This window comes from Agrococcus versicolor, assembly GCF_039531815.1.
GTDB lineage: Bacteria > Actinomycetota > Actinomycetes > Actinomycetales > Microbacteriaceae > Agrococcus > Agrococcus versicolor.
In genome coordinates, this window is the sequence record NZ_BAAAQT010000005.1 from 198,325 (window position 1) to 222,248 (window position 23,924).

Sequence of the window (23,924 nt, forward strand, 5' to 3'; positions counted from 1 at the left end):
TGTGCCGCGGAGGGTGCGGCCGTCGCTAGGCTCGGCGCATGAGGCTGCTCGGCGCGCGCGTGCGACGACCTGCCGAGCCGCCGGCCGTGCCGGAGGCCCTGCAGATCGCCGGTGCGTGGTCGTGGCGCCTGCTCGCCGTCGCCGGAGCGCTCGCGCTGGCCTTCTGGATCATCGCGCAGCTGCGCATCATCGTCATCCCGCTCATGGTCGCCGCGCTGCTGACGGCCCTCATGATCCCGCTCGTGGGCTGGCTCGTGCGACGACGATGGCCGCGGGGGCTCGCGGTCGCCGTGTCGGTCGTCCTCCTCCTCGCGGCCATCACGGCGCTCTTCTGGCTCGCCGTCTCGCAGATCCGCGAGGGCTACCCCGACCTCCAGCGACGCGCGATCGACTCGTACGACGGCCTGCGGCAGTTCCTGCTCGAGTCGCCGCTGCACCTCACCGAGGCCGACCTGGCGCGCTACACCGACACCATCGGCGAGGCGGTGCAGGACGACACGCAGCAGATCGTCGCGAGCGCGCTCTCGGTGGGCTCGTCGCTCGGGCACCTGCTCGTCGGACTGCTGCTGACGGTCTTCGCCACGATCTTCCTGCTGCTCGACGGCGCCCGCATCTGGCGCTGGATCGTGGGCATCTTCCCGCGTCGCGCGCGCCCCGCCGTCGACGGCAGCGGCCGCGCCGGCTGGGTGACCCTCGGCAACTTCGTGCGCGTGCAGGTGCTCGTCGCGGCGATCGACGCCGTGGGCATCGGCCTCGGCGCCTTCATCCTCGGCCTCTTCTACGGCGGCATGCCGCTCGTCGTGCCGATCGCCGTCCTGGTCTTCCTCGGCTCCTTCATCCCCGTCGTGGGCGCCATCGCGACCGGGGCGATCGCCGTCGTCGTCGCGCTCGTCGCCCTCGGGCCCATCCCGGCGGTCATCATGCTCGGCATCGTGCTGCTCGTGCAGCAGATCGAGGGCCACGTGCTGCAGCCGTTCATCATGGGCACGGCCGTCAAGGTGCACCCGCTCGCCGTCGTGCTCGCCGTCGCAGGCGGCTCGATCATCGCGGGCATCCCCGGCGCGCTCTTCGCGGTGCCGGTCGTCGCCTTCCTCAACGTCGCGATCACCACGATCGCGACGGGGTCGTGGCGCACGTCCCCGCGCCCGACCGACGTCACGGAGGTCCCGGTCGCATGACCACGATCGATCCACGGGGCACGATCCCCGGCCCCACGCTCGCGGAGTTCCGCGCGGCGCAGATCACCGTCGCACCGGTGATCCAGCCCACGCCCATGGAGCTGTCGCGGCACCTGTCGGCGATGCTCGGCTCGCCCGTGCACCTCAAGTGCGAGAACCTCCAGCGCACGGGCGCCTACAAGCTGCGCGGCGCGTACAACATGCTGTCGAAGCTCACGGCCGAGCAGCGCGAGCGCGGCGTCGTCGCCGCCTCGGCAGGCAACCACGCGCAGGGCGTCGCGTTCGCGGCGTCCGAGCTCGGCATCCGCTCGACGATCTTCATGCCCATGGGCGCCGCGCTGCCCAAGGTGCAGGCGACGCGCGACTACGGCGCCCGCATCGAGCTGCGCGGCCTCGACTTCCAGTCGGCGCTGCAGGCGGCCATCGCGCACGTCGCCGAGACGGGCGCGACGTTCGTGCCGCCCTACGACCACCACGACATCGTCGCGGGCCAGGGCACGCTCGGCCTCGAGATCCTCGAGCAGCAGCCCGACGTCGACACGATCCTCGTCCCCATCGGCGGGGGAGGGCTCGCCGCGGGCGTCGCCTCCGCCGCGAAGCAGCGCGCGGCCGAGCTCGGCCGCACCATCCGCGTCGTCGGCGTGCAGGCGGAGGGGGCGGCCGCCTACCCGCCGTCGCTCGCGGCGGGCGCGCCCACGACGATCCGCACGATGCCGACGATCGCCGACGGCATCGCCGTCGCGCGGCCCGGCGACCTGCCGTTCGAGATCATCCGCACGTTCGTCGACGACGTCGTCACGGTGTCCGACGACGACATCGCCCGCGCCATCATCGCGCTGCTCGAGCGCGCGAAGCTCGTCGTCGAGCCCGCGGGTGCCGTCACGACCGCCGCGATCATGACGGGCGCCGTGCGCGACGCCGGCACGACCGTGTCGATCCTGTCGGGCGGCAACGTCGACCCGATGGTGCTCGAGCGCGTCATCGGCCGCGGCCTCGTCGCGTCGCAGCGGTACCTGCGCATCCGCATGGACCTGCCCGACCGTCCGGGCCAGCTCGCCATCATCGCGCAGATCCTGTCCGACGAGCAGGCGAACGTCGTCGAGGTGCTGCACACGCGGCACAACGAGTGGACGCAGATCAACGCCGTCGCGATCGAGCTGTCGGTCACCACCCGCGGGCCGGAGCACGCGCAGCGGCTGCTCGAGGCGCTGCGCCGGGCCGGCTACCAGCCGCACGAGGTCTGAGCGCACGCAAGACGGCCGCCCGCTGCTGCGGACGGCCGTCGGTGCTGCGAGCGCGGGTCAGGCGCTGCGGTAGGTCTCGACGTCGAGGATCTCGACGGCGATCTCCTTGCCGTTCGGCGCGACGTACGTCGTCGAGGCGCCGACCTTGAGGCCGAGGATGGCCGAGCCGATGGGGCTCGACTCGGAGTACACGTCGAGGTCGTCGCCCGCGGAGTGGATCTCGCGGTTGCCGACGAGGAAGGTCTGCTTCGCGCCGGCGATCGTCGCCTTGACGACGGTGCCGGGCTCGACGACGCCCTTCGCGGCCGGCGCCTCGCCGACCTTCGCGGTGCGCAGGAGGTGCGTCACCTGCAGGATGCGGGCCTCGATCTGGGCCTGGTCGTCCTTGGCGGCGTGGTAGCCGCCGTTCTCCTTGAGGTCGCCCTCGTCGCGGGCCTCCTCGATGCGCTTCGCGATCTCGACGCGCACGGGCCCCGTGAGGTTGTCGAGCTCGGCCTGGAGACGGTCGTACGCCTCCTGGCTCAGCCAGGTCTCCGTGGTGTCCGTCATCGAGTCTCCTGATACGCATCAAGCCGGTCCGAGCGGACCGGCAGTGCCGACGAGCCTAGCGCAGCCAGCAGCGGTAGACCAATCCTCCGATGGCCTCGTCGGAGGTGCGGACCTCGACGCTCTGGGCCGTCGTCCAGCGGTCCGCGGGCCCCACGTCGAGCTCGACCCATCCCACGGTCGCGTGGTATCGGTCGAAGGCGTTGACGGCGCAGCGCACGGGCGTGCCGGGCTCGACGGTCACCGAGAAGTCGATCTGGATCGCGTGCTCGTCGATGCGCGTCGAGCCGGTGTCCTGCGTGTCGATCGTGCCGCGATCGTCGGCGAGGCCGCCCCACACGACCCACGCGAGCATGACGAGCACGATCCCCACGGCGACGGAGATCGCGATGGTGCGATCGCGGCGTCGACGCTCGGGGGTGCGTCCGTAGCGGGCGGCGAGGTCGGTCATGTCGGCGGTTCCGTGGGAGGATCGTTGGGTCCCACACCACCAGCCTACGGCGAGCGGAGGAGCCATGCGTCGCCTGCTGAGCGTCCACGCGCACCCCGACGACGAGTCCAGCAAGGGCGCGGGCACGGTCGCCCGCTACGTCGCCGAGGGTGCCCAGGTCACCATCGTCAGCTGCACCGGCGGCGAGTCGGGCGACATCCTCAACGAGGGCTTCCTCGACACCGTGCACGCCGCGCGCGACATGGCGGGCCTCCGCCGCGTCGAGATGCGCACGGCGCAGCAGGCGCTCGGCGCCGACCACGTCTGGCTCGGCTACCTCGACTCGGGCCTGCCGCCCGAGGGCGAGGCCGTGCGCCCCCTGTCGTTCGCGACCATCCCCATCGAGGTCTCGGGCCGCCCGCTCGTGCGCCTCATCCGTCGGCTGCGACCGCAGGTGCTCCTCACGTACGACGAGCGCGGCGGCTACCCGCACCCCGACCACATCCGGTGCCACGAGATCAGCATGTGGGCCGTCGAGCACGCCGCGAGCGACGAGAGCCCCGAGCTCGGCGAGCCGTGGAGCGTCTCGAAGGTCTACTACGACCGCATGACCTCCTCCGACCGCGTGCAGGCGTTCCTCGCCGACTACGAGACGCACGACCCCGACTCCGAGCGCATCCCGCGCATCCGCGAGATGGCCGAGTGGATGGCGGGCCGCACGCCGCGCGTCACGACCCGCATCGACGTGAGCGAGCACCTCGACCAGCGCGACGCCGCGCTGCGCGCCCACTCGAGCCAGGTCGCGCCCGACGCCCCCTTCTTCTTCTGGCCCCACGAGGTCGTGAGGCGCGCCTGGCCCACCGAGGACTTCGAGCTCGTGCGCTCGACGGTCGGCGAGCAGCTGCCCGAGACCGACCTGTTCGCGGGCATCGACGAGGGATGACCATGCTCACCACGCTCCTGCGCGCCGCGCCGTCGTTCGACCCCGACTCGGTCACGCCCGGCGTCATCGGCTTCGTCGCCACCGCCGTCATCGCCATCGCGGTGTGCTTCCTGCTGTTCGACATGAACCGGCGCGTGCGCCGCGTGAAGTACCGCGAGGAGGCGCGCGCCGACATCGCGGCCGAGCTCGCCGCCGGTCAGCCGGGCTCGCCGGCATCCGGCGCGCAGGCACCCGGTGCGCAGGCAGCGGGCTCCGCTGGCGGCTCGACGCTGCCCGCCGCGGCCGACGAGCGCGGCGACGAGCCGCGCTGACCGCAGCCGCAGCGTGCGTCAGAGCACGTGCATCGCGGTCGCGCGCCACCGCGCGTCGAGCCCCTCGAGCCGCATCGCGACCGCGCGCGTGCGCCCGGGGGAGCGCACGATCGCCGCGGCCTCGACGACGCCGTCGGCGGGATGCGTGACGACGACCGAGCCGATCTCGTAGATCGGTCGCGTCGTGCGCTGCCTGCGCAGCGCCCGCGTGCGTCGCGCGGCGATCGAGCGCCGCGCGAGATGCAGGTAGGTGTCCTCGGTGACCCATCGGGCGACCTGCTCGACGTCGCGCGTGCCGAGCAGCACCTCGACGACGCAGCGCGTGAGGTTCTCGACGAGCGGTGCCGGGTCGGGGAGGTCGGCGGTCGAGCATGGCTGGTAGCCGAAGTGCTCGTCGACCTCGGCGGTCGTCATCCGCGCGCGCACCATCTGCTGCTCCTCGTCCTGCCCCGATCGCGGTCAGGCTAGGTCGGCGGATGCCCCTGAGAGGGCCGAAGTCGCCCAACTGTGGACAAAGGCAGCGTCCGGCCGATCGGAGGGCTACCGTCGGCCCGTGCGGTTCGACGACCTGTTCGACGACCTCGAGAGCCAGCTCGAGGCCGAGCTGGGCTCGCAGGAGCGCGACGTGCTCGCCGAGGAGGAGCGCTTCCGCGTCGGCAGGCTCGAGCTGGGCGACCGGCTGCGCGCCTCGCCGCGCACCCTCGACGTACGGCTGCGCACGGGCGAGCGGCTGCGCATCGAGCGGCTCGCGATCGGACGGGACTGGCTGAGCGGCACGATCCGCGACGGCGGTGCCGCCGGCGCCGGGTGCATCCTGCCGATGCGGTCGATCGTCGGCGTGCGCCTCGACGACGATGCGCTCGTGCGATCGCTCGCCCAGCCCGCGCCCGGCCCCGGGGGAGCGCCGCCGCTCGCAGCGCGTCTCGCGATGGGCTTCGCGCTGCGCGACCTGTCGCGGCGCCGCGTCCCCGTCGAGCTGCGCTGCCCGGCGCCCGTGCACGGCACGATCGACCGCGTCGCGCGCGACCACCTCGACCTGGCGGTGCACGAGCCCGGCACCGCCCGGCATCCGCGGAACGTCGTCGCGGTCGAGCTCGTGCCGTTCGCCGCGATCGACTGGGTGCGCCTGCCCTGATCGCGGCCGTGCGGGCGCGGGCGGCCGCCTCGGCTCAGCGGTGGCCGGGGCCGAAGAGGTCGGCGATCGACGCGGACTGCGACTCGAGCCAGAGCGCGTGCCTGCGCTGCTCCTCGTACCGCTCGTCGATCCACGACTGCAGCACGTCGTGCTCGACGCGCCAGCCGCCCGCGACGCGGATGCCCGGCAGCGACCCGGAGGCGACGAGCTCGACGATCTCGCGCGGCTCGACGCCCAGCACCTCGGCGGCATCCGCCGCGCTGAGGAAGCGTCGCTCGTTCACGGGTTCCATGATGCTCCGCTCGATCGCCCGCCCGAGCGGTCCCTGTGGAGAGCCCGCGCGTCCCCGCAGGCGGCTGTGGAGAGCGCCGCTCGTGCCCCGGCGGCTTCTGCCACCGTACCTCCCGAGCGCGCGCGGACGCGGCGCCGGAGGAGGTCTCGACGGATGCGACGTGCATGGCTCGACCCGAGGCTCGCGATCGGCGCGGCGCTCGTGGTCGTCTCGATCGTGGGCGTGCTGCTCGTCGTGCAGGCCGCGAGCCGATCGACGACCGTGTGGGTCGCGAGCGGCACGCTGCTGCCCGGCGACGTCATCGGCCCCGACGACGTCGAGGCGGTCGAGCTGCGCATGGGCGGCGGCACGGCCGCGTACCTCGCCGCCGACGCGACGGCCGAGGGCCTCGTCGTGGTCTCGACGGTCGGCGAGGGGGAGGCGCTGCCGCGTCGCGCCCTCGGCGACGCCGACGCCGTCGGGCTCGCGACGGTCGTGCTCGCCACGGACGGCGGGCTCGCCTCGAGCGTCGAGGAGGGCACGGTCGTCGACGTGTGGGCCGCGGCGCCGGGCGAGCAGGGCGCCTTCCTCGCCCCGACGGTGCTCGTCGGCGACGCGATCGTCGTGGGGCTCGTCGAGGACGAGGGGCTCATCGCCGACGACGCCGTGCGGCTCGAGGTGCTCGTACCGCGGTCCGACGTCGCCGACGTGCTCGACGCCCTCGCCAACGCGCACGCGGTGAGCGTCGTGCCCGTGGCGGCGCCGGTCGCGCCGTGACGGTCTTCGCGATCTCGGCGCCCCTCGAGCGCGAGGATGCGCTCGCCGACCTCGCCAGGCGGCACGGCCACCGCGTCGCGGTGCGTGCGGCGAGAGCGAGCGAGCTCGTGCAGCGCCTCGCGAGCGTCGAGGTCGACGCCGTGCTCGTGTCGCCGCAGGAGCCGCATCTCGACGTCGCGCTCGTGCGCGCGTGCGACGCCGCCGGCGTGCGGGTCGTCGCGGTCGTCGACGATGCTGCGCAGGCGGGCCTCGCGCGCGCGCTCGGCGTCGAGTCCGTGTGCTTCGCCGACGGGTTCGAGGCCATCGAGTGGGCGATCGTCACCCCGCACGCGGCGCGCGAGGCGAGGCCGCGCGGCCGGGTGCTCGCCGTGTGGGGGCCGGCGGGCGCCCCGGGCCGCACGACGGCCGCCATCGGCCTCGCGACCGAGCTCGCCGCCCGCGGGCACGTCGTCGCGCTCGTCGACGCCGACAGCCACGCAGCCTCCATCGCCCCCGCGCTCGGCCTGCTCGACGAGGCGCCGGGCTTCGCCGCCGCCGCACGGCTCGTGCGCACCGGCAGCCTCACGGTCGACGAGCTCGGACGTGTCGCGCAGACGCTGCAGACGACCGTCGGCGACGTGCAGGTGCTCACGGGCATCACGCGCTCGAGCCGCTGGCCCGAGCTCGCCGCCGATCGCGTCGCGGGCGTGCTCGAGGCATGCCGCGACTGGGTCGACTGGACGGTCGTCGACGTCGGAGCGAGCCTCGAGCGCGACGAGGAGATCTCGAGCGACGTCTTCGGGCCGCGGCGCAACGCCGCGACCGTCGCGGCGCTGCGTGCCGCCGATCGCGTCGTCGCGATCGCCGGGGGAGACCCGATCGGCATGATGCGCCTGCTGCGCGCGCATCCGGAGCTCGTCGACGTCGTGCCCTCCGACCGCATCGCCGTCGTCGTCAATAAGGTGCGCACGGGCGCGTCGGGGCTCGCGCCGGAGCTCGGCGTCGCGCAGACGCTCCAGCGGTTCGGCGGCATCGCCCCCGTGGCGCAGTGGCCGCTCGACGCGCGCGCCGCCGACGCCGCGCTGCTCTCGGCGCGGCCCATCGTCGACGTCGCCGGGCGGTCGAGGCTCCGTCGCGCGATGCAGACGACCGCGGCGCTGCTGCTGCCGGCCGAGCAGACGCGCGCCGCCGCCCGCGAGGCCGCGCACGCGACGCGCAGGCGACGACCGCGCATCGCACTACGCTGATGGAGGTGACCACCCTCGCGACGCTCGTCGAGCTGCACGGCACGGAGGACGCCCCTGGCGTCGCCTGGTTCCACCGTCTCGTCGGCGACTGGCAGCTCATCGCCGACCTCGCCTTCGCCGACGTCGTGCTGTGGCTGCCGACCGACGGCCCCGACGGCTTCGTCGCGCTCTCGCACGCGCGACCCTCGTCGTCCGGCACGCTCTTCTACCGCGACTTCATCGGCCAGCCCGTGCGCAACGCGTGGCGCGGGCAGGTCGACGACGCGTTCTCGTCGCACCGCATCGTCGAGGCGACGCATCCCGAGCCCGGCACCGACGGCGACACGCGCGTGCGCGCCGTGCCGGTCGCGCGCCGCGTCGGCGGCACGTACGAGACGGTCGCGGTCATCACGACCCACTCGTACGTCGCCGAGCGCACCCCGAGCCGCCAGGAGCTCACGTTCAAGCAGTGCGCCGACGACCTCCTGCGCATGATGACGGTCGGCGACTACCCCGACGAGTCCGCGCCCACGGGCCCGCGCCGCGGTGCCCCGCGCGCATCCGACGGCCTCATCCGCCTCGACAGCGCCGGCACCGTGACGTTCGCGAGCCCGAACGCGCTCTCGGCGTTCGTGCGCCTCGGCTTCCGCGAGGAGCTCGAGGGGCGGTCGCTCGCCGAGGTGACGACCGAGCTCATCGACGACTCGCACGACGTCGACGAGACGCTGCCGCTCGTCGTGACGGGGCGTGCGCCGTGGCGCACGGACATCGAGACGCACTCGGTCACGATCTCGCTGCGCGCCGTGCCGCTGCGCCGCGGGGGCGACCGCATCGGCGCGATCGTGCTCGCGCGCGACGTCACCGAGCTGCGGCACCAGGAGCAGTCGCTCATCACGAAGGATGCGACGATCCGCGAGATCCACCATCGCGTGAAGAACAACCTGCAGACGGTCGCGGCGCTCCTGCGCATCCAGGCGCGACGCACGCACAGCGAGGAGGCGCGGCAGGCACTCGTGAACGCCGAGCGTCGCGTCGCGTCGATCGCCGTCGTGCACGACACCCTCTCGGAGGGGCTGAGCCAGTCGGTCGACTTCGACGCCGTCTTCGACCGCACGCTCAAGCTCACGAGCGAGGTCGCCTCGATCCACAACGCCCGCGTGCGCACCGAGCGCCGGGGCTCGTTCGGCGTCCTGCCGTCCGCCTACGCGACGCCGCTGGCGCTCGCGCTCACCGAGCTCGTGACGAACGCCGTCGAGCACGGCCTCGAGGGCAGGCACGACGGGCTCGTGCGGATCAACGCCGATCGCGACGACGACACGCTCACGGTGCGCGTGTGCGACAACGGCTCGGGCCTCCCCGTCGGCCGCGTCGGCTCGGGCCTCGGCACGCAGATCGTGAAGACGCTCATCACGGGCGAGCTCTCCGGTGCCATCGACTGGGGCCAGCGCGTCGACCAGGGCACCGAGGTCACGATCTCGCTGCCGTTGCGGTTCATCGAGCGCGACTGACGCGCGGCGTCACCCCTGCGCTGACCGGTCGCGTCCTGCGCCCACCGGTCGCATCCCGCGTCGACCGGTCGCGATCTGCGCCGACTGGTCACCTTCTGCGCCGACCGGTCGTGTTCGGTGCTCCAGAGCCGTCGAACGGTCCAGATGTGGACCGATCGATGAGGACCGACCGCAGGACGTGACCGTTCGACGTCGCCGCGACCACCTCGCGATCCGCGGCATCCCGCGCGACACCCTGCCCCGCACGCGACGACGGGCCGCCCCCGAGGGAGCGGCCCGTCGTCGACGAGGCGGTCGTCAGCTGGCGCGGCGAGCGCGGGCGGCGCGGCGCTTGAGGGCGCGGCGCTCGTCCTCGCTGAGGCCACCCCACACGCCCGAGTCCTGGTTGGTCTCGAGGGCGTACTGGAGGCACTGCTCCGTCACGGGGCAGCGCGCGCAGACCGTCTTCGCCTTCTCGATCTGGTCGATCGCAGGCCCGGTGTTGCCGATCGGGAAGAACAGCTCCGGGTCGACGGTCAGGCATGCGGCGTCATCGCGCCAATCCATGGGGCACTCCTTGTACTGTTGTGAGCGGGTTCCGCGTGCTCGCGGCGAAGTCAAGACTCAGATGGGGCGGCGTCCTCGCCAGCGACCCAAGGATCAATGCTCCCACAGGGGTCGAGACGAGGGCAAGAGGTCTGATGGAAGACATGAGCGAACGTCCGCGATCCGCGGCCATCCTGGCGGTCATCGTCTTCGTCGAGGCCGTCGCCCTCCTCGGCGTGGCGATCTGGTCGGTCGTCACCGTGATCGGCACCGAGGCGCGCGAGCTGACCGCCGGCCTGTTCTGGGCCGCGTGCCTCGCCGGCGTCGCGTTCTTCCTCGTGCAGGCCGGTCGTGGCGTGCTCGACGGCCGGTCGTGGTCTCGCGCCGCCGTCGTCGTCTGGCAGGTGCTGCAGATCGGCGTCGCGTTCGGCACGTACAACGGCGCCGAGGGCCCCGTGCCGCTCGCGCTCGCGATGTTCGTGCCCGCCCTCGCGGCCCTCGTCCTCGTGTTCCGCAAGCCCGTGCGCGACTGGCTCGCCCGCGAGCGCCTCGAGCGGCTGGCGGACGAGGCCGACGGGTGAGCCGGGTCGAGCCGACGCGGTGACGATGTCCTCGGTCGCTCCCGCGGCTGCGAGGATCGAGGGATGAGCGCACGACTCGTCGCGAAGGACCTCGCGGGCGGCCACGGCCACCGCACGCTCTTCGAGCACCTCGACCTCACGGTCGCCCCCGGCGACGTCGTGGGCGTCGTCGGCGCGAACGGCGCCGGCAAGTCGACGCTCCTGCGCATCCTCGCCGGCGTCGACGCGCCGCAGGACGGCGCCGTCATGCTCGACCCGCCCGACGCGTTCGTCGGCTGGCTGCCGCAGGAGCACGAGCGGGTGCCGGGGGAGACCGTGGCCGAGCACGTCGCCCGGCGCACGGGCTGCGCGCAGGCGACGGCCGAGATGGACGAGGCGGCAGCCGCGCTCGCCGAGCCCGAGGGCCGCAGCGACGGACGCGACGCATCCGACGTCTACGCCGTCGCCCTCGATCGCTGGCTCGCGAGCGGCGCCGCCGACCTCGACGAGCGGCTGCCGGAGGTGCTCGCCGACCTCGGCCTCGCCTCCGGCGCAGGCGTCGGGCCCACGTCGCTCATGACGTCGCTCAGCGGCGGGCAGGCGGCGCGCGTCGGCCTCGCGGCGCTGCTGCTGTCGCGCTTCGACGTCGCGCTGCTCGACGAGCCGACGAACGACCTCGACCTCGACGGCCTCGATCGGCTCGAGCGCTTCGTGCAGGAGCAGCGCGGCGGCATCGTGCTCGTGAGCCACGACCGCGAGTTCCTCGCGCGGTGCGTGACGAAGGTGCTCGAGCTCGACCTCGCGCAGTCGTCGAACCGCGTCTACGGCGGCGGCTACGAGGCGTTCCTCGAGGAGCGCGCGACCGCTCGCCGGCATGCGCGCGAGGCGTACGACGAGTTCGCCGACAAGAAGGCGGACCTCGTGTCGCGTGCGCGCACGCAGCGGGAGTGGTCGAGCCAGGGCGTGCGCAACGCGATGAAGAAGGCGCCCGACAACGACAAGATCCGCCGCAAGGCCGCCTCGGAGTCGAGCGAGAAGCAGGCGCAGAAGGTCCGCCAGATGGAGTCGCGCATCGCGCGGCTCGACGAGGTCGAGGAGCCGCGCAAGGAGTGGCGGCTCGAGCTCGTCATCGCCGCGGCGCCGCGGGGCTCGAGCGTCGTCTCCACGCTCTCCGGTGCCGTCGTGCGGCACGACGGCGCAGCGGGGGAGCCCTTCGAGCTCGGACCGCTGTCGCTCGAGGTGCGCGCGGGCGACCGCATCGGCATCACGGGCGCGAACGGCGCCGGCAAGTCGACGCTGCTGCGCCTGCTGCTCGGCCGCCAGGCGCCGGATGCGGGCTCGGCGAGCCTCGGCGCATCCGTCGCCATCGGCGAGATCGACCAGGCGCGCGCCGTGCTCGCCGGCACGACGCCGCTCGCCGACGCCTTCGAGGCGCAGGTGCCGGACTGGCCGCAGGCGGAGGTGCGCACGCTGCTGGCGAAGTTCGGCCTGCGCGCCGACCACGTCGGCAGGCCCGTCGACGAGCTCTCGCCCGGCGAGCGCACGCGTGCCGGGCTCGCCCTGCTGCAGGCGCGCGGCGTGAACGTGCTCGTGCTCGACGAGCCGACGAACCACCTCGACCTGCCGGCGATCGAGCAGCTCGAGCAGGCGCTCGAGTCGTACGAGGGCACGCTGCTGCTCGTCACGCACGACCGGCGGATGCTCGACGCCGTGCGCGTCGACCGGCGCTGGCGGGTCGAGGATGGTCGGGTCGTCGAGGGCTGACCCGCGGCGCTCCGCGCGGGCTAGCGTGGAGCGGTGAGGATCTGGTCGCTGCATCCCGCGCTGCTCGACCGGCGCGGCCTCGTGGCAGGCTGGCGCGAGGCGCTGCTCGCACAGGCGGTGCTCGCCGGTGCGACGCGCGGCTACCTCGCGCATCCGCAGCTCGAGCGCTTCCGCGCCGACCCGGATCCCCTGGCCGTGATCGGCGCGTACCTCGTGCATCTCGCCGACGAGGCGGATGCGCGCGGATACCGCTTCGACGCCTCGCGGATCCGGATGCCGGTGCGCGACGCCGAGCGGCTCGCGGTCACCACCGGGCAGCTCGCGCACGAGCACGGGCACCTGCTGGCGAAGGTCGCCGAGCGCGAGCCGGCCCGCGCAGCGGCGCTCGCCGCCTCGGACCCTGCGCCGCATCCGCTCTTCCATGCGGTCGACGGCCCGGTGGCGTCGTGGGAGCGCCCATGAGCGCGCAGCCGACCGCGATCCGCTCGCGCGTCGCGGGCGACCTGCCGGACCTCGTCGCTGCCCTCTGGCGCCAGCAGCCGGCGACGCGGTACCCGCTGCGGAACCCCCTGCCGTTCCCGGCGGAGGACTTCCTGCACGCCGACGACGCGGCCGCGGCCTGGACGGCGCACGCGGGCGGACGCATCCTCGGCCACGCCTGCTGGCTGCGCGCCCCGGCGGCCGCAGCGCAGCACGGCGTGGATCCAGCGACGGGCGCCCGGTCGACGGCGGCCGAAGCGTGCGCCGCCGCGCACGCGTGCGACGTCGACGAGCTCGCGTGGGTGTCGGCGCTGTTCGTCGACCCGGCCGCGCGCGGCGTCGGGCTCGGGCCGCGGCTGCTCGCGACCGTCGTCGACGACATCCGCGCCCGAGGGCTGCGGCCGTGCCTCGAGGTCGTCGACGTCAACGAGGCCGCGGTGCGTCGCTACCGCGCCGACGGCTGGCGGACGGTGCTGCGATCGCGGCCGGCATGGCTCGCCGAGACCATCGACGACCCGGACGTCGGCACGTCGACGATGGTGCTGCTCGCCGAGCGCTGAGCGCCGGCTCAGGCAGCGGCGAAGCCCAGCCGCTTGCGCAGCATGTCGACGTGGCCCTTGGCCTTCGTGTTGTAGAACGCGTGCTCGATGCGGCCGTCGGCGCCGACGACGAGCGTCGTGCGACGCACGCCCTGCACCGTCCTGCCGTAGAGCTGCTTCTCGCCGAACGTGTCGTACGCGAGGTGCACCTGCAGGTCGGCGTCGCTGAGCAGCGGGAAGGGGATCGCGTCGCGCTCGACGAAGCGGGCGAGGCGCTCGACGCCGTCGCGCGAGATGCCGAGCACCGTGAGGCCCTCGGCGGCGAGCGGCTCGATCGCGTCGCGGAAGCCGCACGCCTGCTGCGTGCAGCCGGGCGACATCGCCTCGGGGTAGAACCACAGGATCACGCGCTGGCCGCGCAGGTCCGAGAGGCGGACGGTCGAGCCGTCGTGGGCGGGGAGGGCGAAGTCCGGCGCGAGGTCACCGACGGCGAGAGGCATGCCTCCATCCTCCCGGGTCGAGGGATGCCCCCGCATCGTGCTAGAGTCATTCCTCGGCTCCACCGAGCACCTCTAGCTCAATTGGCAGAGCAGTTGACTCTTAATCAATTGGTTCCGGGTTCGAGTCCCGGGGGGTGTACGAGCAGGCCCGGTCAGACGACAGTCTGACCGGGCCTTCGTCATGTCGGCGGCGCGACCTCCCAGGCTGGGTCGTCACCCTGGGGGCATGGGATTCGGCACGGCGGCGATGATGGTCTTCGCGCTCGGGCAGCTCGCGGTGGTGATCGCGATGGTGCGGCTGCGTCGTGCATCGGTGCCCGCGACGCCGGAGGGGCGCAGGCGCGCGAGCCGGGTGCTCACCCCCTGGCTGGTCCTCTGGTGCGTCTGCGCGCTCGTGGCGGCAGGGCTCGTGGTGCTCGGAGACCCGGGGATGCTCGTCTTCGTCGCGACGGTCGTGCTCTTCGGCGGCATCCTCCTCGGCGTCGCCCTCGTGGTCGGCCGGAATCTCGATCGCGACCTGGACCGGGGTCCGGACGAGCGCGACGACGCCGTGGACGAGACGCGCTAGCGGCGACGCGACCAGCGACCCGTCATGAGCCTGCCGCTGGCCGTCGAGCGCCGGATGGCGGATGCTGGTGCCGTGCGCAGGATCGCCGCGGGAGTCGTGCTCGCGATGACGGCCGCCCTCGTCGGCTGCGCGAGCGACGCGGCGCCCGCGCCTTCCGCGTCCGACCAGCCCGCGCCGCCGGTCCTGTCCGCCGAGATCGTGCAGGGCCGCGGCGACGTCGCAGGCGGCGTCGTGGGGATCGTCGTGACGAACGAGTCCGACGCGGAGATCGTCGTCGACCATGCCGAGTACCGCTCGAACGCGCTCGTCGAGCCGCTCGTCGGCGGCGACGACTCGACGATCCCCGCAGGAGCGAGCCGGGCGCTGCGCGGCGAGCTGCCGGAGCCGACGTGCGACGACGCGGCCGTCGTCGACGAGGTCGTCGTCGTGCTCGACGACGGCACCGAGGTGCGCGTCGACCCGGGCGACCCGTACGGGCAGATCCCCACGCTCACCGAGGCGCCGTGCACGCGGCTCGACGTCGAGGCCGTCGCGACGCTCACGTGGCTGCCGCTCGAGACGGCGGACCCGGTGCTCGGTGGTCAGGCGACGGTGCGCCTCGAGGTCGCACCCACCGGCGCCGGCACGCTCGAGGTCGTCTCGGTGGCCTCCACGGTGCTGCTGTCGATGGTCGACGCGACGGGCGCTCGCGTCTCGAGCACGCCGATCGGCGTCGCGGTCGTGCCTGGCGGCGCCGCGCAGACGGTGGCGTTCGTGCTGCAGCCCGGCCGGTGCGACGCCCACGCGATCGCCGAGGACAAGCAGGGCACGATCTTCGTCTTCGACGTGGTGCTCGACGGCGAGGCGCGCACGCTGCGGCTGCCGAGCGACGCCGCGACGCGCGACGCGCTGCTCGGCTACGCCGCAGCCTCCTGCGGCCTCATGTGACGAGCGCTACTGCCGGTACGACGACAGGAAGTTGCCGAGGCGCTCGATCGCGATCGTGAGGTCGTCGGCGTACGGCAGCGTCACGATGCGGAAGTGGTCGGGCGCCGGCCAGTTGAAGCCCGATCCCTGCACGACGAGGATCTTCTCGCGCAGCAGCAGGTCGAGCACGAGCCGCTCGTCGTCGTGGATGGCGTGCACCTCGGGATCGAGCCGCGGGAAGGCGTAGAGCGCGCCGCGCGGGGCGACGACCGACACGCCCGGGATCGCCCGCAGCCCCTCGACGGCGGCGTCGCGCTGCTCGAGCAGGCGACCGCCGGGCTGGATGAGGTCCTCGATCGACTGGTGCCCCGTGAGCGCCGTCTGGATGCCGTACTGCGACGGCACGTTGGGGCACAGGCGCGTCGAGGTCAGCAGGTCGATGCCCTGCAGGAAGCCCTTCGCGTGGTGCTTCGGGCCTGCGATCACCATCCATCCGGCGCGGAAGCCCGCGGCGCGGTACGTCTTCGACAGGCCGTTGTACGTGATCGTGAGCAGGTCGGGCGCGAGCGAGGCGATCGACGTGTGCTGCGCGCCGTCGTACAGGATGCGGTCGTAGATCTCGTCGGCGAGGACGAGCAGCGAGTGCCTGCGCGCGAGGTCGACGATGCCCTGCAGCACCTCGGGGGAGTAGACCGCGCCCGTGGGGTTGTTGGGGTTGATGACGACGAGCGCCTTCGTGCGCGGCGTGATCTTCGACTCGAGGTCGGCGAGGTCGGGCTGCCAGTCGGCCTGCTCGTCGCACAGGTAGTGCACGGGCGTGCCGCCCGCGAGGCTCGTCATCGCCGTCCACAGCGGGTAGTCGGGCGCGGGGATCAGCACCTCGTCGCCCTCGTCGAGCAGCGCCTGCATCGTGATCGTGATGAGCTCGGAGACGCCGTTGCCGAGGTAGACGTCGTCGACCGTGAGCTGCGGGAACCCCTCGACGCCCTCGTACCTCGCCACGACGGCGCGTCGCGCCGACAGGATGCCCTTCGACTCCGAGTAGCCCTCCGCGTTGCGGATCTCGGCGATCATGTCCTGCACGATCGTCTCGGGCGTCTCGAACCCGAACGGCTTCGGGTTGCCGATGTTGAGCTTGAGGATGCGGTGCCCCTCGGCCTCGAGGCGCGAGGCCTCGGCGTGCACCGGTCCACGGATCTCGTAGAGGACGTGGCGCAGCTTCGACGACTGGTCGAGGGACTTGAGCTCCATCGCACCATGCTAGGTCGGCCGGACGGCGCGGCCGTGCCGCCACTGCCGACCTCGCGGACCGCGAGGGCCACCCGCGCGGGAGCGGACCGTGCTCGCCCCGGCGGGTCTCGCCCGGGTCAGCGCGACGGCAGCTGCAGCATGCCGCCCGCGACGCGGCACGTGTGCGCGGCGATCGCCATGGCGTCGACGAGGATGCCGGACCACTCCTCGTCGCCGACGTCGCGACCGCGAGCGTCGAGGTCCGCGAGCGCGGCGGCGACGGTCGCGATCGTCGCGTCGCCCGCGCCGATCGTGTCGACGATCGGCTCGTCCATGGCGTGGATCGGCGCGTGGAGGCTGCCGGTGCGCGTGTGGGCCGTCGCGCCCTCGGGGCCCTCGGTGACGAGCACGGTGCCCGCGCCGCGCACGAGGAGCCGCGATGCGACGGCGTGCGGCTCGGTGCCCCACACGAGCTCCGCATCCTCGTCGCCGACCTTCGTGAGCCGGGCGCGCGACGCGAGGCGCTCGACGGCCTCGCGGAACCGCACGACGTGCTCGGCGGTCGGCAGGTAGCCGGGCCGCGGGTTCGGGTCGAGCACGAGGCGGCGCTCGGGGTCGGCGATGCGCAGGAGCGGCTCGGCCTGCTCCTGGTCGTCGAGCGCCATGCACGAGACGACGACGAGGTCGGCGGCGTCGAGCAGGGGGAGGAGGTGCGTGACGTCGACGTGACGGCGCACGCCGGCCTCGTTGAAGACGTACCGCATGGTGTCGCCGTCGCGCGTCGCGGTCGCCGTGGCGGTGCCGAGCGGCGCGGGCGTCGCGGCCAGGCGCACGCCGTGCGCGGCGGCGTGCGCGACGAGCAGCCGACCGGGCTCGTCGTCGGCGACCATCGCGACGAGGTCGACGTCGACGCCGAGCCGGGCGAGGCCGACCGCGACGTTGAGCGCCGCGCCGCCGGGCACGCCGCGCCCGTCGACGACGTCGACGAGGGCGTCGCCGACGACGGCGACGCGCGTCATGCGAGCACCCGGGGCCTCAGAGCCCGAGCTCGCGATCGAGCTCCTCGGCGCGTACGCGCTTGTCGTCGTCGAGGACGGAGCCGACGGCGAGGGCGATGCCGATGCCCCACGACGCCCACAGGAGGCCGAGGCGCCAGTCGCGCGGGCCCTCGCGGGTCATCTTGACGACGCCGATGCCGCTCACGATGGCGGCGACGAATCCAGGGTTCAGGAGGTACTTGCGCACGCGCTCACGCTACCGAAGCCGGAGGATGCGCGGTGAGGGGTCGACAGCGGCGCCCCGCGTGGGCATCACGCCTGGCCCAGGTGCGTCCGCGCGAAGTCGATCGTCTCCTGGATGAGCGCGCGGCGATCCTTGTCGGTGCGCACGTTGCGCGTCTTGATCTCGGCGATCACCTGGCCGTCGAACCCGGTCGCCGCGAGCATCTGCAGGGTCTCGGCGACCGGCTCGTTGCCGCGGCCGGGCACGAGGTGCTCGTCGGAGGTGCGATTGCCCTTGCCGCCGATGCCGTCGGTGAGGTGCAGGTGGCGCAGGCGTGGCCCGAGGTCCTTCGCGAGCTCGAGCGAGTCGCGCCCCGACAGCGCGCAGTGCGAGAAGTCGAGCGTCGCGTGGCGGACGTCCATGAGGCTCGGGTCGATGCCCGGCAGGTACGCCTTGCGGTCCTTGCCGCCCGTGCGCCACGGGAACATGTTCTCGACCGCGATCGCGATGTCGTACTTGTCCTCCGTCGCGCGGACGGAGTCCTCGAACGTCGCCGCGTACTTCCCCTGCCACCGGAAGGGCGGGTGCACGACGACCGTCGAGGCGCCCGTGTCGACCGCGAGCTGCGCCGAGCGCTCGAGCTTCACGAAGTCGTCCCGGCCCCACACGAAGGTCGTCAGCAGGAGGGTCGGCGCGTGGATCGCGAGGATCGGCTGCTCGTACGCCCGCGCGAGCACCTTGAGGCGATCGGCGTCGCGCGTCTTCGCATCCGTGGTCACCATGACCTCGACGCCGTCGTATCCGGTCTCGGCGGACAGCCGGAAGCCGTCCTCCACGCCACGGGGGAAGACGCTGATCGTGCTGAGTCCGACGGGGATCACTCGCATGACGCTAGCGCGCCCGCACGGGGCACGCGCACGACCGGATGCCGTGGCGGGTGCGCGGCGCTCCTAGACTTCGACCATGGCGATCGACATCAAGCCGCGCTCGCGCGCGGTCACCGACGGCATCGAGGCGACGACGAGCCGCGGCATGCTGCGCGCCGTCGGCATGGGCGACGACGACTGGGACAAGCCCCAGATCGGCATCGCGTCGTCGTGGAACGACATCACGCCGTGCAACCTCTCCCTCGACCGGCTCGCGCAGGGCTCCCGCGAGGGCGTGCACGCCGGCGGCGGCTACCCGCTGCAGTTCGGCACCATCTCCGTCTCCGACGGCATCTCGATGGGCCACGAGGGCATGCACTTCTCGCTCGTGAGCCGCGAGGTCATCGCCGACTCCGTCGAGACCGTCGTCATGGCCGAGCGCCTCGACGGCACCGTGCTGCTCGCCGGCTGCGACAAGTCGCTGCCCGGCATGCTCATGGCCGCCGCGCGCCTCGACCTCGCGAGCGTCTTCGTCTACGCCGGCTCGATCGCGCCCGGCTGGGTGAGGCTGTCGGACGGCACCGAGAAGGAGCTCACGATCATCGACTCGTTCGAGGCGGTCGGCGCGTGCAAGGCCGGCACCATGAGCGAGGAGGACCTCAAGCGCATCGAGTGCGGCTTCGCGCCGGGCGAGGGCGCCTGCGGCGGCATGTACACCGCGAACACGATGGCGTGCATCGCGGAGGCGCTCGGCATGAGCCTGCCCGGCTCGTCGACGCCGCTGTCCGCCGACCGCCGCCGCGACATGTACGCGCACCGCTCGGGCGAGGCCGTCGTCGAGCTGCTGCGCAAGGGCATCACCGCCCGCGACATCCTCACGCGCAAGGCGTTCGAGAACGCCATCACGGTCGCGATGGTGCTCGGCGGCTCCACGAACGCCGTGCTGCACCTGCTCGCGATCGCCCACGAGGCGGGCGTCGAGCTGTCGCTCGAGGACTTCCGCGAGATCGGCGCCCGCTCGCCGCACCTCGCCGACGTCAAGCCGTTCGGCCGCTTCGTCGCGCAGGACTTCGACCGCGTCGGCGGCATGCCCGTCGTCATGGCGGCGCTGCTCGAGGCCGGCCTCCTGCACGGCGACGCGCTCACGGTCACCGGGAGGACGGTCGCCGAGAACCTCGCCGAGCTCGCCCCCGCGCCGCTCGACGGCACGGTCGTGCGCCGCATCGACGACCCCATCCACGCCACGGGCGGCCTCACGGTGCTGCACGGCTCGCTCGCGCCCGAGGGCGCGGTCGTGAAGACCGCAGGCTTCGACGCCGAGACGTTCGAAGGCCCCGCGCGCGTGTTCGAGCGCGAGCGCGCCGCCATGGACGCGCTCACCGAGGGTCGCATCCAGGCGGGCGACGTCGTCGTCATCCGCTACGAGGGACCCAAGGGCGGGCCCGGCATGCGCGAGATGCTCGCCATCACGGCGGCCATCAAGGGCGCAGGCCTCGGCAAGGATGTACTACTGTTGACGGACGGACGATTCTCAGGCGGCACAACCGGCCTGTGCATCGGCCACATCGCGCCCGAGGCGGTGGACGAAGGTCCCATCTCCTTGGTCCGTGATGGCGACACCATTCGCGTCGACATCCCGGCTCAGCGCATCGACCTACTGGTCGACGACGCAGAGCTCGCATCCCGCCGTGAGGCATGGGAGCCGCTTCCGCCGCGCTACACGCGGGGAGTCCTCGCAAAGTACGCCCGTCTCGTGCGCTCCGCAGCGCAGGGAGCCGTCACGGGCTGACGCACGCATGACGCGTGCAAGGAGATCGCCATGACCATCGCGCCACGTCCGACGCCGCCGAGGGTGCAGGGGCCTGAGGTCCTCACCGGCTCGGGGGCCATCCTGCGCTCGCTCGAGCTCCTGGGCGTCACCGACGTCTTCGGGCTGCCCGGCGGCGCCATCATCCCCTTCTACGACGAGCTCATGCAGCAGTCGGCCGTGCGGCACATCCTCGTGCGGCACGAGCAGGGAGCCGGACACGCCGCCGAGGGCTACGCGTCCGCGTCGAACAAGGTCGGCGTCGCGATCGCGACGAGCGGCCCCGGCGCGACGAACCTCGTCACGGCCATCGCCGACGCCTACATGGACTCGGTGCCGCTCGTGGCGATCACGGGCCAGGTGTTCAGCCACCTCATGGGCACCGACGCCTTCCAGGAGGCGGACATCACGGGCATCACGATGCCCATCACGAAGCACTCCTTCCTCGTGACCGACCCCGCCGACGTGCCCGCGGTGCTGCAGGCGGCGTTCCACATCGCCTCGACCGGTCGTCCCGGCCCCGTGCTCGTCGACGTCACGAAGGACGCCCAGCAGCTGTCGGCGCCGTTCGTGTGGCCCGACCGCATCGACCTGCCCGGCTACCGCCCCGTCACGAAGGCGCACGGCAAGCAGATCCAGGCGGCCGCCGCGCTGCTCGCGCGCTCCGAGCGCCCCGTCCTCTACGTGGGCGGCGGCGTGATCCGCGCGAAGGCGTCGGAGGAGGTGCGCGAGCTCGCCGAGGCGATCGGCGCGCCCGTCGTCACGACCCTCATGGCGCGCGGCGCGTTCCCCGACTCGCACGCGCAGCACCTCGGCATGCCCGGCATGCACGGCACGGTGCCCGCGGTGCTCGCGCTGCAGGAGTCCGACCTCATCCTCGCCCTCGGCGCGCGCTTCGACGACCGCGTCACGGGCAAGGCGTCGGAGTTCGCCCCCGGCGCCAAGGTCATCCACGTCGACGTCGACCCGGCCGAGATCTCGAAGATCCGCACGGCCGACGTGCCGATCGTCGGCGACGTGCGCGACGTCGCCTCCGACCTCTCGGTCGCCTTCCAGGACGCGATCTCGAGCGGCCGCCCCGACCTCACCGACTGGTGGGAGCGGCTCCACGGCCTGCAGGCGCGGTTCCCGCTCGGCTTCGCCGAGACGACCGACGGCAAGCTCGCGCCCCAGCACGTCATCCAGCGCATCGGCGAGCTCACGGGCCCGGAGGCGGTCTACGCCTCGGGCGTGGGGCAGCATCAGATGTGGGCGGCGCAGTTCATCCGCTACGAGCGCCCGAACTCGTGGCTGAACTCCGGCGGCGCCGGCACCATGGGCTACGCCGTGCCCGCCGCCATGGGTGCGAAGGTCGCCGAGCCCGAGCGCGTCGTGTGGGCGATCGACGGCGACGGCTGCTTCCAGATGACGAACCAGGAGCTCGCGACCTGCGCGCTCAACGACATCCCCATCAAGGTCGCGATCATCAACAACTCGTCGCTCGGCATGGTGCGGCAGTGGCAGAACCTCTTCTACGAGGGGCGCTTCTCGTTCACCGACCTCGAGACCGGCGACGACGCGCGCATGATCCCCGACTTCGTGAAGCTCGGCGAGGCGTACGGCTGCCTCGCGATCCGCGTCACGAGGCCCGAGCAGGTCGACGACGCCATCCGCCTCGCCCTCGAGACCAACGATCGCCCCGTCGTCATCGACTTCATCGTGTCGAAGGACGCGATGGTGTGGCCGATGGTGCCGCAGGGCGTGTCCAACTCCTTCGTGCAGTACGCCAAGGAGCACAGCCCGGAGTGGGGTGAGGAATGATGACGACGCACGTGCTCTCCCTCCTGGTGGAGGACAAGCCGGGTCTGCTGACCCGCGTGGCCGGGCTCTTCGCCCGCCGTGGATTCAACATCGAGTCGCTCGCGGTCGGCAAGACCGAGATCGCGGGTCTCTCGCGCATCACGGTCGTCGTCGACGTCGAGGGCCTGCCGCTCGAGCAGGTGACGAAGCAGCTGAACAAGCTCATCAACGTCGTGAAGATCGTCGAGCTCGAGCCGCCGGCCTCGGTGCAGCGCGAGCACATGCTCATCAAGGTGAAGGTCGACCACGCGACCCGCTCGCAGATCCTCGAGGCGACGAACCTCTTCCGCGCCCGCGTCGTCGACGTGACGACCGATGCGCTCGTCATCGAGGTCACGGGCGACAGCGCCAAGTGCCAGGCGCTGCTGCGCCTGCTCGAGCCGTACGGCATCAAGGAGATCGCCCAGTCGGGCCTCCTCGCCATCGGCCGCGGCGGCAAGTCGATCTCCGAGCGCGTGCTGCGCTCCTGACGCAGCCGCGCATCCCCAGAACCACCACGAACGAACGAACGAGGAGCACCCGCATCATGACCGAGGTCATCTACGACGACAAGGCAGACCTGGGACTCATCCAGGGCAAGAAGGTCGCCGTCATCGGCTACGGCTCGCAGGGCCACGCCCACGCGCAGAACCTGCGCGACTCGGGCGTCGACGTGCGCATCGGCCTCAAGGCCGAGTCGCGCTCGCGCGCCAAGGCGGAGGAGGCGGGCTTCACCGTCGGCACGAACCGCGAGGTCGCGGAGTGGGCCGACGTCATCGTCATCCTCGCGCCCGACCAGCACCAGCGCGGCATCTACGCCGATGACATCGCGCCCGTGCTCGCCGAGGGCAAGACGCTGCTGTTCAGCCACGGCTTCAACATCCGCTTCGACTACATCCAGGCGCCGGAGGGCGTCGACGTCGTGCTCGTCGCCCCCAAGGGCCCCGGCCACACCGTGCGTCGCGAGTACGAGGCAGGCCGCGGCGTGCCCGTGATCGTCGCCGTCGAGGTCGACGCGACCGGCTCGGCGTGGGACCTCGCATGGTCGTACGCGAAGGCGATCGGCGGCCTGCGCGCCGGCGGCATCAAGACGACGTTCACCGAGGAGACGGAGACGGACCTCTTCGGCGAGCAGGCCGTGCTCTGCGGCGGCACGTCGCAGCTCGTCCAGTACGGCTTCGAGACGCTCATCGAGGCCGGCTACCAGCCCGAGATCGCCTACTTCGAGGTGCTGCACGAGCTCAAGCTCATCGTCGACCTCATGTGGGAGGGCGGCATCGCGAAGCAGCGCTGGTCGATCTCCGACACCGCCGAGTACGGCGACTACGTCTCGGGCCCGCGCGTCATCAGCCCCGACGTGAAGAAGAACATGCAGGCCGTGCTCGCCGACATCCAGTCGGGTGCGTTCGCGAAGCGCTTCATCGAGGACCAGGACGCCGGCGCGCCCGAGTTCAACCGCCTCCGCGAGGAGCAGGCCGGCCACCCCATCGAGGCGACCGGCAAGCAGCTGCGCTCGCTCTTCGCCTGGGAGCAGCCGGACGCCGACTACACGGACGGCTCCGCCGCCCGCTGACCCCGGCTCCGCTCGTCGA

General features: G+C 72.8%; 28 protein-coding genes and 1 tRNA gene. 19 read left to right on the forward strand and 10 right to left on the reverse strand.

What is annotated here, in order from left to right:
* Window positions 1–38 precede the first annotated feature (38 nt).
* Both ABD249_RS03655 and ilvA read left to right on the forward strand, forming a co-directional pair.
* Window positions 39–1,178: an AI-2E family transporter gene (locus ABD249_RS03655; RefSeq protein ID WP_344340417.1), complete on the forward strand. Its 1,140-nt coding sequence runs from the start codon at window positions 39–41 to the stop codon at window positions 1,176–1,178.
* The gene (ilvA, locus tag ABD249_RS03660) at window positions 1,175–2,422 is read left to right on the forward strand and encodes a threonine ammonia-lyase (RefSeq protein WP_344340420.1); all 1,248 of its coding nucleotides are present in this window, start codon (window positions 1,175–1,177) and stop codon (window positions 2,420–2,422) included. Before ABD249_RS03655 ends, ilvA begins: the two co-directional genes overlap by 4 nt.
* Before the next feature lie 57 nt (window positions 2,423–2,479).
* Here the strand turns inward: ilvA and greA are convergent, their stop codons facing one another.
* Both greA and ABD249_RS03670 read right to left on the reverse strand, forming a co-directional pair.
* Window positions 2,480–2,971, reverse strand: coding sequence for a transcription elongation factor GreA (gene greA / locus ABD249_RS03665; protein ID WP_344340423.1), 492 nt, complete (start codon window positions 2,969–2,971; stop codon window positions 2,480–2,482).
* Between the two features lie 55 nt (window positions 2,972–3,026).
* Window positions 3,027–3,419 carry a DUF4307 domain-containing protein gene (locus ABD249_RS03670; RefSeq protein ID WP_344340426.1) on the reverse strand — a complete coding sequence of 131 codons (393 nt, stop codon included), beginning with the start codon at window positions 3,417–3,419 and terminating at the stop codon, window positions 3,027–3,029.
* A 64-nt stretch (window positions 3,420–3,483) separates the two neighbouring features.
* On the opposite strand from ABD249_RS03670, the gene mca reads away from it, so the two are divergent.
* The gene (mca, locus tag ABD249_RS03675; RefSeq protein WP_344340429.1) at window positions 3,484–4,341 is read left to right on the forward strand and encodes a mycothiol conjugate amidase Mca; all 858 of its coding nucleotides are present in this window, start codon (window positions 3,484–3,486) and stop codon (window positions 4,339–4,341) included.
* Window positions 4,338–4,652, forward strand: coding sequence for a hypothetical protein (locus ABD249_RS03680; RefSeq protein WP_344340432.1), 315 nt, complete (start codon window positions 4,338–4,340; stop codon window positions 4,650–4,652). Before mca ends, ABD249_RS03680 begins: the two co-directional genes overlap by 4 nt.
* A gap of 18 nt (window positions 4,653–4,670) precedes the next feature.
* Here the strand turns inward: ABD249_RS03680 and ABD249_RS03685 are convergent, their stop codons facing one another.
* On the reverse strand, window positions 4,671–5,081 hold the full coding sequence (locus ABD249_RS03685) for an Rv3235 family protein (RefSeq protein WP_344340434.1): 411 nt from the start codon (window positions 5,079–5,081) through the stop codon (window positions 4,671–4,673).
* Between the two features lie 124 nt (window positions 5,082–5,205).
* On the opposite strand from ABD249_RS03685, the gene ABD249_RS03690 reads away from it, so the two are divergent.
* Window positions 5,206–5,787 (forward strand): hypothetical protein, encoded by a 582-nt coding sequence (locus ABD249_RS03690; RefSeq protein WP_344340437.1) that lies wholly within the window; start codon window positions 5,206–5,208, stop codon window positions 5,785–5,787.
* 34 nt (window positions 5,788–5,821) lie between these two features.
* Here ABD249_RS03690 and ABD249_RS03695 read toward each other — a convergent pair whose 3' ends face one another.
* Window positions 5,822–6,070 (reverse strand): helix-turn-helix domain-containing protein, encoded by a 249-nt coding sequence (locus ABD249_RS03695; RefSeq protein ID WP_344340440.1) that lies wholly within the window; start codon window positions 6,068–6,070, stop codon window positions 5,822–5,824.
* 162 nt (window positions 6,071–6,232) lie between these two features.
* Here ABD249_RS03695 and ABD249_RS03700 point away from each other — a divergent pair, with 162 nt between their 5' ends.
* From ABD249_RS03700 to ABD249_RS03710, 3 genes are read left to right on the forward strand one after another with little or no spacing between them, the layout of a single operon-like run.
* The gene (locus tag ABD249_RS03700; RefSeq protein WP_344340442.1) at window positions 6,233–6,835 is read left to right on the forward strand and encodes a hypothetical protein; all 603 of its coding nucleotides are present in this window, start codon (window positions 6,233–6,235) and stop codon (window positions 6,833–6,835) included.
* Window positions 6,832–8,061: a CpaE/TadZ family protein gene (locus ABD249_RS03705; protein ID WP_344340444.1), complete on the forward strand. Its 1,230-nt coding sequence runs from the start codon at window positions 6,832–6,834 to the stop codon at window positions 8,059–8,061. The genes ABD249_RS03700 and ABD249_RS03705 overlap by 4 nt, the downstream gene beginning before the upstream one ends.
* A 5-nt stretch (window positions 8,062–8,066) precedes the next feature.
* Window positions 8,067–9,548: a sensor histidine kinase gene (locus ABD249_RS03710; RefSeq protein ID WP_344340447.1), complete on the forward strand. Its 1,482-nt coding sequence runs from the start codon at window positions 8,067–8,069 to the stop codon at window positions 9,546–9,548.
* Window positions 9,549–9,845: 297 nt separating this feature from the next.
* Here the strand turns inward: ABD249_RS03710 and ABD249_RS03715 are convergent, their stop codons facing one another.
* Window positions 9,846–10,094 carry a WhiB family transcriptional regulator gene (locus ABD249_RS03715; RefSeq protein WP_092505597.1) on the reverse strand — a complete coding sequence of 83 codons (249 nt, stop codon included), beginning with the start codon at window positions 10,092–10,094 and terminating at the stop codon, window positions 9,846–9,848.
* A 143-nt stretch (window positions 10,095–10,237) separates the two neighbouring features.
* Between ABD249_RS03715 and ABD249_RS03720 the strand changes: the two genes are divergently transcribed.
* From ABD249_RS03720 to ABD249_RS03735, 4 genes are all read left to right on the forward strand, one after another.
* The gene (locus tag ABD249_RS03720; protein ID WP_344340453.1) at window positions 10,238–10,654 is read left to right on the forward strand and encodes a hypothetical protein; all 417 of its coding nucleotides are present in this window, start codon (window positions 10,238–10,240) and stop codon (window positions 10,652–10,654) included.
* 63 nt (window positions 10,655–10,717) lie between these two features.
* Window positions 10,718–12,397: an ABC-F family ATP-binding cassette domain-containing protein gene (locus tag ABD249_RS03725; RefSeq protein ID WP_344340456.1), complete on the forward strand. Its 1,680-nt coding sequence runs from the start codon at window positions 10,718–10,720 to the stop codon at window positions 12,395–12,397.
* Between the two features lie 33 nt (window positions 12,398–12,430).
* Window positions 12,431–12,859, forward strand: coding sequence for a pyrimidine dimer DNA glycosylase/endonuclease V (locus ABD249_RS03730; RefSeq protein WP_344340458.1), 429 nt, complete (start codon window positions 12,431–12,433; stop codon window positions 12,857–12,859).
* Window positions 12,856–13,437, forward strand: a complete 582-nt coding sequence (locus ABD249_RS03735) for a GNAT family N-acetyltransferase (RefSeq protein ID WP_344340461.1) — start codon at window positions 12,856–12,858, stop codon at window positions 13,435–13,437. Before ABD249_RS03730 ends, ABD249_RS03735 begins: the two co-directional genes overlap by 4 nt.
* 8 nt (window positions 13,438–13,445) lie before the next feature.
* Here the strand turns inward: ABD249_RS03735 and bcp are convergent, their stop codons facing one another.
* Window positions 13,446–13,916: a thioredoxin-dependent thiol peroxidase gene (bcp, locus tag ABD249_RS03740; protein WP_344340463.1), complete on the reverse strand. Its 471-nt coding sequence runs from the start codon at window positions 13,914–13,916 to the stop codon at window positions 13,446–13,448.
* A 66-nt stretch (window positions 13,917–13,982) separates the two neighbouring features.
* On the opposite strand from bcp, the gene ABD249_RS03745 reads away from it, so the two are divergent.
* The 3 genes from ABD249_RS03745 to ABD249_RS03755 all read left to right on the forward strand — a co-directional run bounded on the left by ABD249_RS03745 (window position 13,983) and on the right by ABD249_RS03755 (window position 15,411).
* A tRNA-Lys gene (locus ABD249_RS03745) sits at window positions 13,983–14,055 on the forward strand.
* 87 nt (window positions 14,056–14,142) lie between these two features.
* Window positions 14,143–14,484 carry a hypothetical protein gene (locus tag ABD249_RS03750; protein ID WP_344340466.1) on the forward strand — a complete coding sequence of 114 codons (342 nt, stop codon included), beginning with the start codon at window positions 14,143–14,145 and terminating at the stop codon, window positions 14,482–14,484.
* A gap of 24 nt (window positions 14,485–14,508) precedes the next feature.
* Window positions 14,509–15,411, forward strand: coding sequence for a hypothetical protein (locus ABD249_RS03755; protein ID WP_344340467.1), 903 nt, complete (start codon window positions 14,509–14,511; stop codon window positions 15,409–15,411).
* Between the two features lie 6 nt (window positions 15,412–15,417).
* Here the strand turns inward: ABD249_RS03755 and ABD249_RS03760 are convergent, their stop codons facing one another.
* From ABD249_RS03760 to ABD249_RS03775, 4 genes are all read right to left on the reverse strand, one after another.
* Complete coding sequence (locus ABD249_RS03760) at window positions 15,418–16,641, reverse strand: pyridoxal phosphate-dependent aminotransferase (RefSeq protein ID WP_344340469.1); 1,224 nt, start codon at window positions 16,639–16,641, stop codon at window positions 15,418–15,420.
* A gap of 116 nt (window positions 16,642–16,757) precedes the next feature.
* Complete coding sequence (locus tag ABD249_RS03765; protein ID WP_344340472.1) at window positions 16,758–17,639, reverse strand: PfkB family carbohydrate kinase; 882 nt, start codon at window positions 17,637–17,639, stop codon at window positions 16,758–16,760.
* Window positions 17,640–17,655: 16 nt separating this feature from the next.
* Entirely contained in the window at window positions 17,656–17,865 is a 210-nt protein-coding gene (locus ABD249_RS03770; protein ID WP_344340474.1) for a hypothetical protein, read from the reverse strand.
* A gap of 65 nt (window positions 17,866–17,930) precedes the next feature.
* Window positions 17,931–18,728 (reverse strand): sugar phosphate isomerase/epimerase family protein, encoded by a 798-nt coding sequence (locus ABD249_RS03775; RefSeq protein WP_344340476.1) that lies wholly within the window; start codon window positions 18,726–18,728, stop codon window positions 17,931–17,933.
* 76 nt (window positions 18,729–18,804) lie between these two features.
* Here ABD249_RS03775 and ilvD point away from each other — a divergent pair, with 76 nt between their 5' ends.
* Genes ilvD through ilvC form a run of 4 tightly spaced genes read left to right on the forward strand, consistent with a single transcriptional unit; the run spans window position 18,805 to window position 23,905 of the window.
* Complete coding sequence (ilvD, locus tag ABD249_RS03780) at window positions 18,805–20,496, forward strand: dihydroxy-acid dehydratase (protein WP_344340478.1); 1,692 nt, start codon at window positions 18,805–18,807, stop codon at window positions 20,494–20,496.
* Window positions 20,497–20,526: 30 nt separating this feature from the next.
* A complete protein-coding gene (locus tag ABD249_RS03785; protein ID WP_344340480.1) occupies window positions 20,527–22,314 on the forward strand; it encodes an acetolactate synthase large subunit in 1,788 nt (595 codons plus the stop codon).
* Window positions 22,314–22,823, forward strand: coding sequence for an acetolactate synthase small subunit (ilvN, locus tag ABD249_RS03790; RefSeq protein ID WP_344340482.1), 510 nt, complete (start codon window positions 22,314–22,316; stop codon window positions 22,821–22,823). The genes ABD249_RS03785 and ilvN overlap by 1 nt, the downstream gene beginning before the upstream one ends.
* 56 nt (window positions 22,824–22,879) lie before the next feature.
* Window positions 22,880–23,905 carry a ketol-acid reductoisomerase gene (gene ilvC, locus ABD249_RS03795; protein ID WP_344340484.1) on the forward strand — a complete coding sequence of 342 codons (1,026 nt, stop codon included), beginning with the start codon at window positions 22,880–22,882 and terminating at the stop codon, window positions 23,903–23,905.
* Window positions 23,906–23,924: the final 19 nt, after the last annotated feature.